Annotated in this window: 11 protein-coding genes; all 11 read right to left on the bottom strand. The window is 31.6% G+C overall.

Translation table 11 applies throughout. The annotated features are described in order from the left end of the window. Nucleotide 1 precedes the first annotated feature (1 nt). Nucleotides 2-2377 carry a GumC family protein gene (locus ACQYZ7_RS13100; RefSeq protein ID WP_430730172.1) on the bottom strand — a complete coding sequence of 792 codons (2376 nt, stop codon included), beginning with the start codon at nucleotides 2375-2377 and terminating at the stop codon, nucleotides 2-4. A 7-nt stretch (nucleotides 2378-2384) separates the two neighbouring features. Next, on the bottom strand, nucleotides 2385-3152 hold the full coding sequence (locus tag ACQYZ7_RS13095; protein ID WP_430730171.1) for a polysaccharide biosynthesis/export family protein: 768 nt from the start codon (nucleotides 3150-3152) through the stop codon (nucleotides 2385-2387). Nucleotides 3153-3181: 29 nt separating this feature from the next. Continuing rightward, the gene (locus ACQYZ7_RS13090; RefSeq protein WP_430730170.1) at nucleotides 3182-5086 is read right to left on the bottom strand and encodes a polysaccharide biosynthesis protein; all 1905 of its coding nucleotides are present in this window, start codon (nucleotides 5084-5086) and stop codon (nucleotides 3182-3184) included. Nucleotides 5087-5145: 59 nt separating this feature from the next. Further along, a complete protein-coding gene (locus ACQYZ7_RS13085; RefSeq protein WP_430730169.1) occupies nucleotides 5146-5661 on the bottom strand; it encodes a DUF2892 domain-containing protein in 516 nt (171 codons plus the stop codon). Nucleotides 5662-5721: 60 nt separating this feature from the next. Next, nucleotides 5722-8868 (bottom strand): cytochrome c biogenesis protein CcsA, encoded by a 3147-nt coding sequence (gene ccsA, locus ACQYZ7_RS13080; RefSeq protein ID WP_430730168.1) that lies wholly within the window; start codon nucleotides 8866-8868, stop codon nucleotides 5722-5724. A 106-nt stretch (nucleotides 8869-8974) separates the two neighbouring features. Continuing rightward, a complete protein-coding gene (asd, locus tag ACQYZ7_RS13075) occupies nucleotides 8975-9853 on the bottom strand; it encodes an archaetidylserine decarboxylase (protein ID WP_430730167.1) in 879 nt (292 codons plus the stop codon). Then, nucleotides 9850-11073 (bottom strand): IPT/TIG domain-containing protein, encoded by a 1224-nt coding sequence (locus tag ACQYZ7_RS13070; RefSeq protein WP_430730166.1) that lies wholly within the window; start codon nucleotides 11071-11073, stop codon nucleotides 9850-9852. The genes asd and ACQYZ7_RS13070 overlap by 4 nt, the downstream gene beginning before the upstream one ends. A gap of 10 nt (nucleotides 11074-11083) precedes the next feature. Continuing rightward, on the bottom strand, nucleotides 11084-13147 hold the full coding sequence (gene scpA, locus ACQYZ7_RS13065; protein WP_430730165.1) for a methylmalonyl-CoA mutase: 2064 nt from the start codon (nucleotides 13145-13147) through the stop codon (nucleotides 11084-11086). Beyond that, complete coding sequence (locus ACQYZ7_RS13060) at nucleotides 13140-13790, bottom strand: hypothetical protein (protein WP_430730164.1); 651 nt, start codon at nucleotides 13788-13790, stop codon at nucleotides 13140-13142. Before ACQYZ7_RS13060 ends, scpA begins: the two co-directional genes overlap by 8 nt. Continuing rightward, entirely contained in the window at nucleotides 13783-15129 is a 1347-nt protein-coding gene (locus tag ACQYZ7_RS13055; RefSeq protein ID WP_430730163.1) for a methylmalonyl-CoA mutase subunit beta, read from the bottom strand. Before ACQYZ7_RS13055 ends, ACQYZ7_RS13060 begins: the two co-directional genes overlap by 8 nt. Next, nucleotides 15122-15445, bottom strand: coding sequence for an FtsB family cell division protein (locus ACQYZ7_RS13050; RefSeq protein ID WP_430730162.1), 324 nt, complete (start codon nucleotides 15443-15445; stop codon nucleotides 15122-15124). Before ACQYZ7_RS13050 ends, ACQYZ7_RS13055 begins: the two co-directional genes overlap by 8 nt.

Raw genomic sequence — 15445 nt, 5'->3', positions numbered from 1 at the left:
TTTAATTAAATATTCTTTTGTACCAAGGCTTGTTTTCATCTTGACCAGCTCCATAACCGTAACCATATCCATAACCGTAGCCATATCCATAACCACGCTTTACATCAGTATCATTTAAAATAATAGCTAGATTTGGTAGTTTTTTGTCTTTATATAAGGTTTCGGGAATGATTAACATACGCTTATCTAGGTAGTTTGCCCTACTAACATATAGGACAATATCTGAATGCTTAGCAATTAATAGAGTATCAGTTACTAAACTTACAGGAGCTGTATCAATTATTACATAATCATATTTAGACTCTAAAGTTTTGAATAATTGCTCTATTTTATTACTCATTAATAATTCAGCAGGGTTAGGAGGGATAGTACCCGAAGAGATAATATCTAAATCAGGAATTTCATTTATTGAAAACGTCAAAGAGTCCAACTCTATATCATTAGTAAGGTAATTGGTAATACCTTTTCTATCAGGAAGCTCTAAATATTCGGTTATTTTAGGAGCTCTTAAGTCCATACCTACTAAAACTATTTTTTTGCCAGATAAAGATAAAGAGGCTGCTAGGTTAATAGATGTAAAAGATTTTCCTTCTCCACTTGTTGTAGATGTAATAAAAATAGTCTTACCATTACCCTGTTTTTTATTAGACACCATAAAGTCTAAGTTAGTTCTTATTAGCCTAAAAGCTTCGGCTGCACTAGAACGAGCACTTGCATTGATAACTATTTTTTCTTTAGTCTCAGAGTGTGGAATATCTCCTAAGAAAGGAATAGAAGTTAAGTCTGTAATGTCTTTTCTGGTGTGAACTTTAGTATCTAATAAGTCTCTTAAATAAATAATAATGAAAGGAATTATTAACCCAAGTAATAATGCTGCTAAATAAATAATTTTTCTTTTCGGACTTACAGGTATATCAGAAGCGTAGGCTTTATCAATAATCTTTGCATTAGGAACAGCGGTAGCTGTAAGTGAAATAGCAGTTTCTTCTTTTTTCTTTAACAAATAAGAGTATAAACCAGCAATAATTTCTTGTTGACGTGCAATATCTAAAAACTCTCGTTCTTTTGTAGGAATAGAAGATATTTTTGTATTAAAGCGGTTAGCCTCACGTTGTAAGCTACTTACTTTAATTTGTAGTGATCTTACAGTATTTTCTAAGCTTCTCTTTAAAGAAGCTCTAAGACTAGCTATATTTTCTTGAACATCTATAAGTACTGCATTCTTAGAACCAGCACTTTTTTCTAAACGTTTTAATTGAGCCATTAATTGATTGTACTCATCAATCGAGCTACTAATATTTGAATCTGACAAACCTAAGTTAGCAGGTAAATAATCATTTTGGTTAAGTTCTTTATTTAAAGATTTAGCCAAACTTAATTCAGTAGAAGCTTCAATTAATTTTTTACGATTTTCAGTATTGGTTTGAAGTGTTAATTGAGCTTCTGATTCAATGTCAGTTATGTTGTTTTTGTCTTTGAAACTCTCAACATTGTCATCAAGTTTCCCCAGTTCTTTTGCTACATTAGTTAAACGTTCTGTAATAAAATTATTTGTTTTCTCAGAAACTTCTTTTTTATCATTGATAGCATCAAGGTTATATTGCTTAACAAGTTCGTCTAAAATATCTTCAGCTTTTTCTTTTATAGATGACTGTAAAGAGAGTCTTAAAACACTAGATTTTTTGCTAACAGGAGATATATCAATACCGCTCTGGTAACTGCTGATAACTTTATCAAGAGATTCAATTGATATTTTCACATTGTTCCCTATATTAGAATCATCAAACACTAAACTTTTTTTAATTAGAAATTCACCTAAAGCATTACTTTTTATATGTTTATTAAAAGTGTTTTCGGTAACAGTATTACCTTCAATATCTTTTAAACGAAACTTATTACTAGATAAAACTTCAACATTAAATACGGTATCAATTTTATGTAGCAACTTAGAAGTAGAGTCAGTTGGAATAAAAAGAACAGGGGTAGTTTTGTAAACTTCAGACTCTTTAATTGTTCCCTCAGCTATGTATTTAATATTTAAATTTAGCTTCTGAATAACATTGTTGATGAGCTTTCTCGATTTTATAATTTCAATCTCATTATCAATATTATTGCTAGAACCTCCAATAATACCAAGATCACCAAAGGCAGCCAACTCTTCAGATACCCCCCCCTTTTTATCATTTTTAATTAAAATAGTAGTAGAAGCACTATAGTTAGGAGTACTATACCTTAAGTATAAAAAAGCGCCTATTATGGTAATAAAGACACCTAAAACAAACCATTTCCAGTGAATTAAGTATTTTTCTAGTTCAACTCTAATGTTAATTGTATCGTTTTCTTGTAAGTGTGGTGTAGTGTACTTTTCGTTACTCATAGCTATACTATCTTGTAAGAATTGAAATTAATGAAATGATTACAGAACCTAAAGAGATAAATAATCCTGTATTTTTGTTGTAAGCAGCATCTTGTGAAGTAGCCTTGTTAGGTTCAACATAAACCACATCATTTTGCTGTAAATAATAAGCAGGAGAGTTAAAAAGATTATTTGAGCGTAAATCTAGTTTGTAACTTTTAATTTGGTTGTTTTCTTCTCTTTTAACCTCAATAACTCTTATTCCAGACATATTTAAGTCACCAGCTAAACCGACAGCTTCTAAAACAGAAATTCTTTCATTAGGAATTGTAAATCTACCAGGCATTTTAACATCACCTAATACAGTAATAGAAAAATTGGTGATTTTTATATTGATGGTAGGGTTTTTAACATAATCAGGAGATAATTTACTCTTAAGTAACTCAATTACTTCTGTTCTGGATAACCCCGCTATCTTTATTTTACCAAGAACAGGGAAGTCAATATAGCCGTTATTGCCGATTAAGTATGATTGTTGTTGAGGGCTACCAACAGCTCTGTCTGTCGTTGTAGAGAAAGTAACAGCAGGTAAATTAAAAGGTTTTACAGCATCCATGTCTAGTGCAGATATGGTTATCTGAAGTAAGTCGTCAGGCTTAAAAATAGTTTTATATGCAGTATTAGTAAGAGATTGATTTACTTGATCTTTTTGGAAATAAACAATATCTTTTCTTGATGCGCAAGAGGAAATGCACATTGTTATTAAAATTAAAACAATTTTTGAAATTCTTTGCATTGATTGAATTTTTTGGCGAAAGTACTAATTTAATTTTTAGTGGCAGTGTCTAACTTTTCGTATATTGAATTGTTTGATTTATACTCGGGAACAATTTCTTTCATAAGTTGAACTGTTTTGCTATTATCGTGGTTCATATTAGATAAGCATAATTCTTTAATTTTATTTTGAACTATGCTATAATCTATTAATTGGTTTCTAGCTATCATAATCTTTTCGTGATATGTAGGACTAGTATTTTCTCCATCAGCTAAGAGTTCTTCATATAGCTTTTCTCCAGGACGAAGACCAGTGATTTTTATATCGATATCATCAGGAAAATTTAATCCAGACAAATGAATCATTCTTTTTGCGATGTCATATATTTTTACAGATTTTCCCATGTCAAAAATATAAATCTCACCGCCATTCCCCATAGTACCAGCCTCTAAAACTAACCTACATGCTTCAGGGATAGTCATAAAATAACGAGTAATATCTTTATGAGTAACAGTTAAAGGGCCACCATTTTCAATTTGACGTTTAAAAAGAGGTATTACAGAACCATTAGAGCCAAGAACATTACCAAAACGAGTAGTAGTAAATTTTGTTGTATGATTTTTAGAGCTACTTAAGCAACTAATATACATTTCAGCAACACGTTTTGTAGCGCCCATAACATTAGTTGGATTTACAGCTTTATCGGTCGATACCATTACAAAACGATCCACATTGTGTTTTATTGATAAATCAGCTATGTTTTTTGTCCCTCCAACGTTAATTTTTACTGCTTCGTATGGACTCATCTCCATTAAAGGAACATGTTTGTAAGCGGCTGCATGAAATACTTTTTGAGGTTTAAATTCTTCAAATATTTCATCCATCCTTGTCTTATCCCTTACATCAGCGACTATAGATGTGAAGTTTTTGCTTTCCTTCTGAACTAATTCCTGTTGAAGGTCATATAAAGGAGACTCAGCTTGGTCTACTAAAACTAAGTGCTCATAATTATAGATACTTAATTGACGAGATATTTCTGAGCCAATTGAACCAGCAGCTCCAGTAACTAAAATTACTTTATTATTTACCTCTCTTTTTACAATAGGGTTATCGATAGAGATAGGTTTTCTATCGAGTAGATCTTCAATTTTAACCTGTTTTATTTGATTGGCTTCTAAATCACCATGAATCCATTTTGATAATGGAGGAACAATTTTTACTTGAACTCCTAACGCAAGCAAACTATCAGTAAGGTATAAAAGTTTTTCCGATTTAATATTTTGAATAGAAATAATGACTTCATCAATCTGCTTTTCTGTAATAAAGTTTTTGTCTATTCTTTTTCCATCATAAATTTTAATTCTATCTAATTTTTTCCCTATTTTTTTTTGGTCATCATCTATAAAACCTATAACTTCATACTTATTCTTAGTATCTCTATTTAGAGCTCCATATGTTATTAATCCAGAGTCACCGGCTCCATAAATTAAAACATTGGTTATAGATTTAAGTTCTGTAGAGACAATTTCGTAAAAAGCTTTGAAAACATATCGACTTACTACTAAAACAAGTACAGAAATTAAATAATGAATAATTATTATAGATTTTGGAATTGTAAAATTAGGAAATAAGTTTAAAACATTGTTAAAAAGAACAATACAGGTTGTAATAACTGAAAGTAGCGTAACACCGACAAAAACATTAAAAGCATCTCTAGTACCAGTGTGTCGTACAATACCTTTATAAGAACCTACAAGCAAAAAGCTAATAAGACCAATTATAGCTATAAAAGGAAGTTGATAATATAGGCTTTCAATATCAAAATTTAAACTAGCATTAAATCGTACTGTATAGGCTAAAATGAAAGATACACAAATTAAAGTAGTATCTATAATTAGAACAACCCATCGTGAAGCATATTTATCAAAAGCTTTTAAGAATAAACTCCTAATCATTAGATGTTTTTGTTAATAAGTGAAATTACAAAATATAAAGGAAAAAACTTAAAGATGTACTAAATCTTCTTCATTTGCTGTTTCATCATTTGCATCTGCTCTTTAAGCATTCCGTGTTTGTCCAGCTTTTTAGCTTCAGCCATTAAGTTGGTAGCTTCTCTTTTTCTACGTTTTGTCATGGCTATTCCAGCTAACTGTAATTTAGCCATAGCTAAGTCATGATCCATTGCTAATCCTAACTTAACTGCTTTTTTTAAGTATTTTTCAGCTTGAGTTATGTTGGTTTGAGATAGCATAATTCCATGTAGGTAATTATAATACCCTTCTTGCTTTTTAGTTAATGAAGCAGAAGGATTCTTAATATACCCTAACCATTTTTGAGCTCCTGGGAAATTCTGTTTACGTAGTTGTAAAAAAGCTAAAAGAATAAACTCATTTTTAAAATAAAATAAAATAAACAGCCCAGCAAGTAGAAGTATAGATATACCGTTCATGATGTGTACTTGTGTAAATTCATACACTGACCATACAGTTATTAAGGCAGCTAATACTAATTTTATATTTTTATTGAACATAATTGTTTTTTCTTTTTATCGGTTTGCAAAAATACATTTTTTAACAGAAAAAGTAGTAACTTATTTCTTGTAATACTTTTTGTTCTTAATCCAAGCTAAAATCCCTAAAATAGACACAAAAGCTAAAGAGTAATATACTGAAGTAGGAGTAACTACTTTATCTCCACTTGCGTAGGAATGTAATCCAGATAAGTAGAAATTCACACCCATATAAGTCATCATAATTGATGAAATAGCCAAGATAGATGCTAAATTAAATGTATATCTTCCTCGTAAACCAGGTATTAATCGCATGTGTAGTACAAAAGAATATATCATTATAGAAACTAAAGCCCAAGTTTCTTTAGGATCCCATCCCCAATAACGTCCCCAGCTTTCATTTGCCCACATTCCTCCTAAAAAGTTACCAACAGTAAACATTACCAGTCCGACAGTTAAAGCCATTTCGTTTATAATAGTTAATTCTTTAATATGTAGATCCATTTTCTTTTTATTCTTTTTGTTGGTGAAAACGATTAAGAACAAAGCAAATATTCCGAGAATCATTCCTAAAAAGAAAGGTCCGTAAGCAGCAACAATTATAGAAACGTGTACATATAACCACCAAGAGTTTAATACTGGTTGTAAGTTAGCAATTTCAGGGTCTAACCAGTTTTGGTGAGCAAAAGCTAAAATTATCGAAACTAAAAATGTTGATGCTGCAATTGTTAATGAAGATTTTTTTCCTAGGATCAATCCAAATAACATAGTAGCTAGTCCAACAAAAATAATAGACTCATAAGCATTACTCCACGGAGCATTGCCGCTAATATACCAACGAGCAGTTAATCCTAACACATGAAAAATAAATAAGAAAATAACAACACCTATCAATGCTTTCACAAGACTACTAACCCATGGTTTGTTGTTGAAAATTTGTAAGAAAACAAACACGATTAAAAGTAAACTAACATATCCGTAGTACTTAGAAAGTTTTACAAAAATGTTTAGTTTATTATAGGCAATTTCTAAATCAATTTTATCCTTTGAAGGAATTACTTCAGAACCAAATTTTCGTTGAAACTTCTTAATTCCGTTTAAAACTTTATTGGTTTCTGTATAATCACCAGATTTTTTTGAGGCTTGTAGTAGTTGTAAATATACAGGTAGTGATTGACGCACAAATACTGAATCTGTTCCTTTAAAATTTGCTTGTAGTGTTTCTGGTTGTGATACCCATTTGTTGTTTTCATCATTAGGGATTGGGTAAATACGTAACATTCCTCCGCCTAAAGCTTGCGATAATAACCAAACTCTTCTCTCAATCTTAATAGCGTCTTGTTCAAATTTATTTTGAATTCTTTTCTTTTCAGCTTCAACTACTAATTTACTAATTTTAGAAGAGCCATCCTTGTTATAAAAATCAATAAAACGGGCATATTCAGTGTCCTGAGGAACCCCTAGGATTTCTCTGATTTGGGTGTTTCCTTTTTCTAAATATACAAAAGGAACATTTAGCCAAAGCATTGGGTTTTCAGTAATAGAAAGTAAAATTTGACTTGGGTCTAGATCTTTAAATTTATCCACATGCGCTACTTTTCTAACTAATTCAGAAGCAAAAGTATGAGCAGGCTTCATGCGCCCACCAGCATCTTGAATAACTAAAGAACTAAATAAAGCAGCGTGTTTATCATCTACTTTGTTTATAGCTAAAATAGAGTCTATTTGCGTTTTTGTAATTTGTTTTGGTTCGTGAGTTTCGTGTTGACCGAAACTAACTAGAGAAAATAACAAAGCAATAACTGATAGTTTAGCCTTTTTATTTCGGACTTTAATCAATGACTGTTTTAAGTCATAAAAACGAGTATTTTTTACAAATAATGAAGCAGTTAAACCAAAGAACAGTAAAAAGTAGCCAATGTACGTGACCCAAGTACCCCAAAAATCATGGTTGACTGATAAGTGTGTTTGTTCTTGGTCACCTTCAATTTTATAACTTGATTGAAAAAGTTTGTAACCTCCATAGTCTAAAATATGATTCATGAAAATTCTATAATCAAATGTTTCATTTGGAGCTATAACAGTAATTTCACTAGCATAAGCAGCGGCACTTTCAGAACCAGGATATTTTTCTAATTGAAAGTCATTTAATTTTATACTGAATGGAGTCTCTAATAATTTTGAACCATACCAAGCTCTAAAGTTTAATTCGCCAATACTGAATTGCTCTTGGTTATCAACGTTAAACTTTCCGCCATAAAACTCTACACGTTCAGTTTCTCCGTTTGTTGTAATGTCAAAAATTACAGTATCATATTTTTTATCATTTTTTTCTCCTCTAACCGTTCTAATCTCTCCTTTTTCAGGTGTCTTAGGAACTACAAACTGTAACCCGTTTACATTATGAAGTGTTAAAAGTTGAAAGTGTTGTACGCTGTCTTTAACTATTTGACCTCGTTTTTGGTCTGCCATCCTAAACCAATCTCCATCATTTTTTGAAACCATTTTTAAACTTTCATCCTCATAAAATAAATTAATTGAAGCTGCTTCTTTATTAGGAGCTTCAAAGCCTACTAATATGTTGTGAATGTTTTCTATAGTTCCTTTTTTAATATAATGTTCGTGCCTACTTCCGTCAGAACTTTCTACAAAGAATAGATGTTCTGTTCCGTTTTCGTCTAAGACCATTTTTGTTTCAGACCAAGGAATATAGTCTACTAAATTAAAAGTAACCTCATGATTTTTGCCTCCTTTTTCAGGCTGGAAGCTTTCTTTAAAAGTAGTTGAATTTTTACCCCAAGCAGATAATAGTAATTTATTAGCTGTAGCTTTTTGAAACTCACTATTGTCTATAATTACATTTAAATAAGTGTGTTCAGAATAAAATTGGTTTGTTGTTTCACCTTCATCAATCACCATTAAGCCTTCATAACTAATGTAACGAGTAATACCTGCACCAATTAAGATTAATAGAAAGGATAAGTGAAATAATAATACTGACCATTTTTCTTTTTTATACAACCTGTACCTAAAAATATTTCCAAAAAAGTTGATAACAAAAAACACCATAATCAGCTCAAACCACCAAGTGTTGTACACTAATGCTTTTGAGGTTTGTGTTCCGTAGTCGTTTTCAATAAAAGTGGCAACTCCCATAGAAATGGCAAAAGCAAAAAATAAAACGGCCATTAAACGGGTAGAGTAGAGGATATCTAAGATTCTTTTCATCAGTAAATCTGCTAAGTATAAAACGACGCAAATTTACGGATTAAAGCTCTAATCGCCTTACGAAATCAATCTATTTTTAAAAGGTAAAATGTTAAATTTATGAAGGTTAATTTCCAATTCGTTCTCCCATTTTAACAAAGGTTTCCATCTTGTTTTTAGTGTTAGCTAAAATATCTTCATCAATAACAGTTTTAGAACTATCAACTAATAGCACAATAGTTGAACCACCAAAAGCAAAATACCCCATTTCATCACCTTTTTTTACTTCGGAATTAGGTTTGTAAGTTTCAATAATGCTCCCAACCATGGTTGCGCCAACAGGTGCTATGATAATATCACCTTTGTCTTGTGTAGCTAAAGTGCAGTATTCTCTTTTGTTTTCACAGAATACTCTGGTGAAGTTAGCAGCTAAAGCATATGGAGAAACCGAGAAATAGCCTCCTTTAATTTTTGTTACTACGGAAGGAGTTCCGTTGTATGGAAAATGATACCTATGATAATCATTTGGGGCTAGTCGTAATATGATTAAAGAATCGTTTTTATGTTTTTGGGCTAATTCTTTATCTCCTAAGAATTCCTCTAATGTGAATTTTCGTCCCTTAACAAAGAAATCATGAATATCTGAAATGTTCTTAAAGGCTAACATTTTTCCGTCGCCAGGAGAAACGAATCCTTCTTCAATAGGGCGAGCTCCAGGTTTTAATTTTCGATAGAAAAACTCATTGAATGATATGTAGTCTTCAGATGGTCTTTCAGCTTCACTCATATCAATTTGAAGCTCTCTAACAAAACTATTTATTTTGTTAATAGAGTTGGGTTTGTTCATTAGTTTACCATACCAAGACGATAAAAATTTACGTTTAACTAATGGTAACAAAGCCATCTTTCCAAACGGATTGTTATATAGCAATTTTAAGTACCCTTCACCAGGAGGGGTTTCGGTAATTATTTTACCTGTTTTCCTATCAATGAATTTTATTTTCATAACTCTATTATATCAATAATTGTTGGAGATGAAAAACTAGTTTTTAAAGGCCTAAAAAATATTTTTTCTTCTTCGTAAGATGGGGTATTGAATTTGTATAAGCTATTATAGGTTGATTGATTCCCTGAGCTATTCTCTATTGAGAAATCTTTGTGAATCCCAATATATTCATTATTTTTTTTATCAAAGAACCCGTAACCTAAACGATTAGAGTAGTAAAGTTTACTTCCAGATAATTCTGTAATTTTCACTGTTTCTTCATCAAACTTGACTAGTTGACCTAAAGAGTTTCCATAGTCTTTTAAACAAATTATTTGATTAGAAGAGTTTAAACTAGGTTTTGTGATTGAGAATTCTTCATTGTTAGTAGATAAATTTTCGATTGAGTAATTTGTTAAGCTAATTTTCGATAGGTCATATGGAGCTGTAGAAGAGAATATGAAAAGGTAATTATCTTTTATTATATGAGAAGAAATAAAAGAATGGTTAAAAGATGTGTTTAAGTCTTTTATTAGACCATTAATAGGGTCTATTTCTATTAAGTGGTGTTTGGCAGCGTCAGTATTGTGTATATTTTCACTAACTAGGCCAATTAGAGTATTATTTATGGGATTCCAATTAATAGCTGTTATCCCTCCTGTAATAGATGATGGTAAAGCTAAAGGAGTAAAACTTGAAGTTTTTGTATTTAGATTATAGGTTAAGAGGTTGTGTTCAGGATTGTTTGAGAAGTCAATTAAGTAAATAAAGTCATCTCTTTTTAGAAAACCATACATGCTATTTTGTGTGGGGGTGGGTATAGGTAGTTGATTAATAAAACTAATAGTACCAGTGTTATTACCTATTTTAAATAGTTTGGCGTTCCAGTTATCATATATTAAGTATTCATAATCGTCTACGATAGCACTGAAAGAACCAATTTCTACAGAAGCTTCGTTGTTGTAAACTAATTTGATAGGATTGTCCCCTTTCGTTACTTTTTCATGTACAATAGCTTTTATTTCAGTAGCTGATTTTTGAATGAGCTTAGTTTCAATGTCAAGTAAAGTTACTTTTATGTTTGAAGGAAAGTTTTCTCCCAGAATAGTAATTGTGTCACCAATATACCCATTTTTAGGAGTATATGAGGAAGCTGTAGGGTGGGGTACTTCAGTTTCATTTTGACTACAAGAAAAGATTAAGACTATTAAGCTTAGTATTAAAAAGATTCGTTTTTTCATTAAGTTTATTTTATTCTTCGATGCTATCAATTAAAATAGTTAGCATGTCAATAGCTGCTTGTGCAATTTTAGTTCCTGGGCCAAAAACACCTACAGCACCAGCATCAAACAAGAATTGGTAGTCTTGTGCAGGAATTACACCACCAACAATAACCATAATATCTTCACGGCCATATTTTTTAAGTTCAGCAATAACTTGAGGAACTAAGGTTTTGTGTCCTGCAGCTAATGATGAAATTCCTAAAATATGCACGTCGTTTTCAATAGCTTGTTTGGTAGCTTCTTGTGGTGTTTGGAATAATGGACCTATATCTACGTCAAAACCTAAATCGGCATATCCTGTTGCTACTACTTTAGCACCACGATCATGACCATCTTGTCCTAATTTAGCAATCATAATACGAGGACGACGTCCTTCTAACTCAGCAAATTTATCAGCTAGTTCAGTAGCCTTTTTAAATAATTCGTCATTTTTTATTTCTTTACTATACACGCCTGATATGGTTTTATGTACTGCTTTATGACGTCCAAAAATAGTTTCAAGGGCGTCAGAAATTTCACCTAATGTAGCTCTGTTTCTTGCAGCTTTTACAGCTAAATCTAATAAATTTCCTTCACCTGTTTTGGCAGATTCAGTTAAATCACTTAAAGCTTTATCAACTTCAGCTTGATTCCTTTTTGATTTTAAATCGTTTAGTCTGTCGATTTGAGATTGACGTACCGCTTCGTTATCTACTTCTAAAATATGTAAAGGATCTTCTTGTTTTAACTGATATTTATTAACTCCAACAATTACATCTTGACTACTGTCAATTTTAGCTTGTTTTATAGCAGCAGCTTCTTCAATACGCATTTTTGGAATTCCTTTTTCAATGGCTTTGGTCATTCCTCCTAATTCTTCAACTTCTTGAATTAATTTCCATGCTTTATTAGCAATTTTTTCAGTTAATAGCTCTACGTGGTAACTACCTGCCCAAGGATCAACTGTTTTGGTAATATGGGTTTCTTCTTGTAAGTATATTTGTGTATTACGAGCAATACGTGCTGAAAAATCGGTAGGTAAGGCAATTGCTTCGTCTAAAGCATTGGTATGTAAACTTTGTGTTCCTCCAAAAGCAGCAGCCATAGCTTCAATTGCGGTACGGGCTACGTTGTTGAAAGGATCTTGTTCCGTTAAACTCCATCCACTAGTTTGACAATGGGTTCTTAATGCTAGTGATTTTGGGTTTTTCGGATTGAATTGTTTTACCAATTTAGCCCATAACATTCTACCTGCACGCATTTTGGCAATTTCCATAAAATGATTCATTCCAATAGCCCAGAAAAAAGATAGGCGAGGAGCAAAGGTGTCAATATCCATTCCTGCTTCCAATCCTTTTTTAATGTATTCTAATCCGTCAGCTAATGTATATGCTAATTCAATTTCTGCTGTAGCACCTGCTTCTTGCATGTGGTACCCAGAAATAGAAATTGAATTAAACCTAGGCATATTTTCAGAAGTATATCTAAAAATATCGGCAATAATTTTCATCGATGGAGTAGGTGGGTATATATAGGTATTACGCACCATAAACTCTTTTAAGATATCGTTTTGGATAGTTCCTGATAATAATTCAGGAGCTACACCTTGCTCTTCGGCTGCTACAATATAAAATGCCAAAATAGGTAATACAGCTCCGTTCATAGTCATAGAAACCGACATTTTATCTAGTGGAATCTGATCGAATAAAACTTTCATATCTTCAACCGAATCAATAGCAACACCAGCTTTACCAACATCACCTTGTACACGTTCATGGTCTGAGTCGTACCCTCGGTGTGTCGCTAAATCAAAAGCGACCGATAATCCTTTTTGACCCGCAGCTAAATTTCTACGGTAAAAGGCATTACTTTCTTCTGCAGTAGAAAAACCTGCATATTGACGAATTGTCCAAGGTCTACGAACATACATGGTAGAATAAGGACCACGTAAGTTAGGTGCAATACCAGCAACAAAATCTTCGTGTTTAAAGTTTTTATATTGCTGCCCTTGGCTTTTGTCTATTTGTATGTTTGATATATCTTTTCTACTCATTTTTATTCAATGTGTTTAATATAGCGTAGTAGAGTTCAAAAGCTATAAAAGTTCTAAGAGGATGTTCTTTAAAACTATTCTCTTTAAGGTGTGAGATTGATGTTGCTGTTAGCATAGGAGAGCTATCTGTAACCAATCTAAAAGTTGTAACTAAGTCTTTTAAATCTTGATTTTTGGACTTGTTTAATAGAAATTCTGAATATTCATCAAAATAATTAACGGATAAGATATGGTCAGTTGACTTTAGAGAAGCGTAATATGCTTTTGTGGCTTCATCTTCTTTACTATGGTCTGGAGTGATCCCTTGATTATGGTCAGAACGTTCCCTTTTGTCTTTGTTGGTTGTCCAAAGATAGTCGATTAACTCAGTTTTAGATATTTTCAATAACTCAAGTTCTTCTTCGGTAGTTATTGTATTGAATGTTTTTTTATTGGAAGCGATATCTTTAATGTACTTAGGGTAGGCTTTAAAGGCTTCGTCAATATTAAAAGAATAGTAAGAGCAAATTTGACTCTCAAAAGAATCAACCATCAGTTTAATAAGTTCAGTTTTTGGAATGTTGCTCAAGTTTTGAGCATTTAAGGTTAATGTTCCAAAAAGTAATATAATGAAAACAGATATGTTAACTAGTTTTTTACTCATTTTCTAAACGTTCTTGTTCTGACTTTTCGGCTAATCGTTTTTGAATAATAGGTTGAATTAGGGTTTTTTCGTTACGAATTTTCAAGAAAGGAGAAACTTCTAAATCGTTTTTCATCTTGTCTTCTTCGTTTTGAATTTTGTTTGTGCCAAGTAATACTAATTCTCCTGAATCGAATAACTGTTGTTCTTTATTCGCAGTTTCTTTTATTTTTCGTTGGATAACTCCTTCTTTTAGCTGTTTTAAAAAACCACCACCTTTTTCTATTAACTTAAAAACTTCTAGTGCTTTTTGAGCAAGTTGTTGAGTGATTGTTTCGATGTAGTATGCACCGTCAGCAATATTTTGAGCTTCTGCTAGCTCACTTTCTTGTTGTAAAATTAATAGCTGGTTTCTTGAAATACGTTCTCCAAATTCATTTGAGTGATGAAAAATTTTATCATAAGAACTATTGGCTACGGTATTCGCTCCTCCTAAAATAGCACTCATACACTCTGAAGTTGTACGAAGCATGTTTACATTATAATCATATAAGGTTTTGTTACGTAAACTAGGTTGAGCGAAAATATGAGCAGTTGCTTCAGTGTTATATTCTTTTAAAAGAGAGTTCCATAAAATTCTAAAAGCTCTTAGTTTGGCGATTTCAAAAAAGTAATTGCTACCTACTGAGAAATTAAAATGAATATTATTAGCAATTGAATCTCCAAAATGATTCAAGTATTCATTTGCGTGAGCGAGTGTATATGCTAATTGTTGAACAATCGAAGCCCCTGCGTTTTGATAAGTAGAAGCATTAACACAAATAGCATTTTGAGTTACCTTTGCTATTTCTTCTAATTGGGTATGATCATTTTTAAGATTAGAATACCAATTTCCTGAGCTGGCTAAGTGCCCTATGATATCAATGTTAAAAAAACAATTGTTGGAGTTTGTATAATCAGCTAGTTTTTTAACGAATTCTGATGATAAAAAATTAAAAGTAAAGTAAAGTGTAGTTTTTTGAGTGTCAATTCCTTTTAGTAAGATATTGTAGTCAAACTCTTTTTTAGCGTAAAACTCAATAGCATTAGCTCCTCTTTGAATTGAATCGATAGCAAATGAGTTTGCTTTTTCTTCATCTTCAATATTAATAGATTGGCAAATAGCAAAACCTTTGTTTGGAGTTTTAATTTTGGTATTAGTTCTGTCTTCTTTAGTGTAAAAAGGTTTTACAGTAATACCTTCTTCAGTTTTCCATAAAAGTGTATCGTTATAATCGGCACCTTTAAGGTCTACTTGTATTTTTTGCTTCCATTCTGCGGGGGTAACACCTTGAAATTCGTCAAATAAATAGTTACTCATTACTTTTTATGGTATCAAATTCAATAATATAAATATCTTCATTTTCTTTCTTCATTAAATATTTTTCTCTAGCATAGCGTTTTAGTTGAAGAGAGTCTTGTAGTTGCTGTATGGTTTTCTTATCTTTTTTTATTTTCTTTTCATGATAATCAATCCAGCTTTTTAGTTCATTAATTTCTTTATTAAACTCTCTATGTGTAAGATAAGAATTTTCATCAAAAAAAAGCATCCATACCACAAATACGGTGAGTATAATCACATAAATATTAGTAGCTATTTTAAAGGAAGGTTTGTTTTTTATTGATTTAAAACTCAT

This window comes from Tenacibaculum sp. SDUM215027 (assembly GCF_050566205.1).
Classification (GTDB): domain Bacteria; phylum Bacteroidota; class Bacteroidia; order Flavobacteriales; family Flavobacteriaceae; genus Polaribacter.
This window is presented reverse-complemented; position numbering and strand designations above follow the sequence as displayed.

Excerpts from the sequence above, each read along its gene's own strand:
- ACQYZ7_RS13100 (WP_430730172.1), bottom strand. The coding sequence starts at position 2,377 with ATGAGTAACGAAAAGTACACTACACCACACTTACAAGAAAACGATACA.
- ACQYZ7_RS13095 (WP_430730171.1), bottom strand. The coding sequence starts at position 3,152 with ATGCAAAGAATTTCAAAAATTGTTTTAATTTTAATAACAATGTGCATT.
- ACQYZ7_RS13090 (WP_430730170.1), bottom strand. The coding sequence starts at position 5,086 with ATGATTAGGAGTTTATTCTTAAAAGCTTTTGATAAATATGCTTCACGA.
- ACQYZ7_RS13085 (WP_430730169.1), bottom strand. The coding sequence starts at position 5,661 with ATGTTCAATAAAAATATAAAATTAGTATTAGCTGCCTTAATAACTGTA.
- ccsA (WP_430730168.1), bottom strand. The coding sequence starts at position 8,868 with ATGAAAAGAATCTTAGATATCCTCTACTCTACCCGTTTAATGGCCGTT.
- asd (WP_430730167.1), bottom strand. The coding sequence starts at position 9,853 with ATGAAAATAAAATTCATTGATAGGAAAACAGGTAAAATAATTACCGAA.
- ACQYZ7_RS13070 (WP_430730166.1), bottom strand. The coding sequence starts at position 11,073 with ATGAAAAAACGAATCTTTTTAATACTAAGCTTAATAGTCTTAATCTTT.
- scpA (WP_430730165.1), bottom strand. The coding sequence starts at position 13,147 with ATGAGTAGAAAAGATATATCAAACATACAAATAGACAAAAGCCAAGGG.
- ACQYZ7_RS13060 (WP_430730164.1), bottom strand. The coding sequence starts at position 13,790 with ATGAGTAAAAAACTAGTTAACATATCTGTTTTCATTATATTACTTTTT.
- ACQYZ7_RS13055 (WP_430730163.1), bottom strand. The coding sequence starts at position 15,129 with ATGAGTAACTATTTATTTGACGAATTTCAAGGTGTTACCCCCGCAGAA.
- ACQYZ7_RS13050 (WP_430730162.1), bottom strand. The coding sequence starts at position 15,445 with ATGAGTTTTAAATCAATAAAAAACAAACCTTCCTTTAAAATAGCTACT.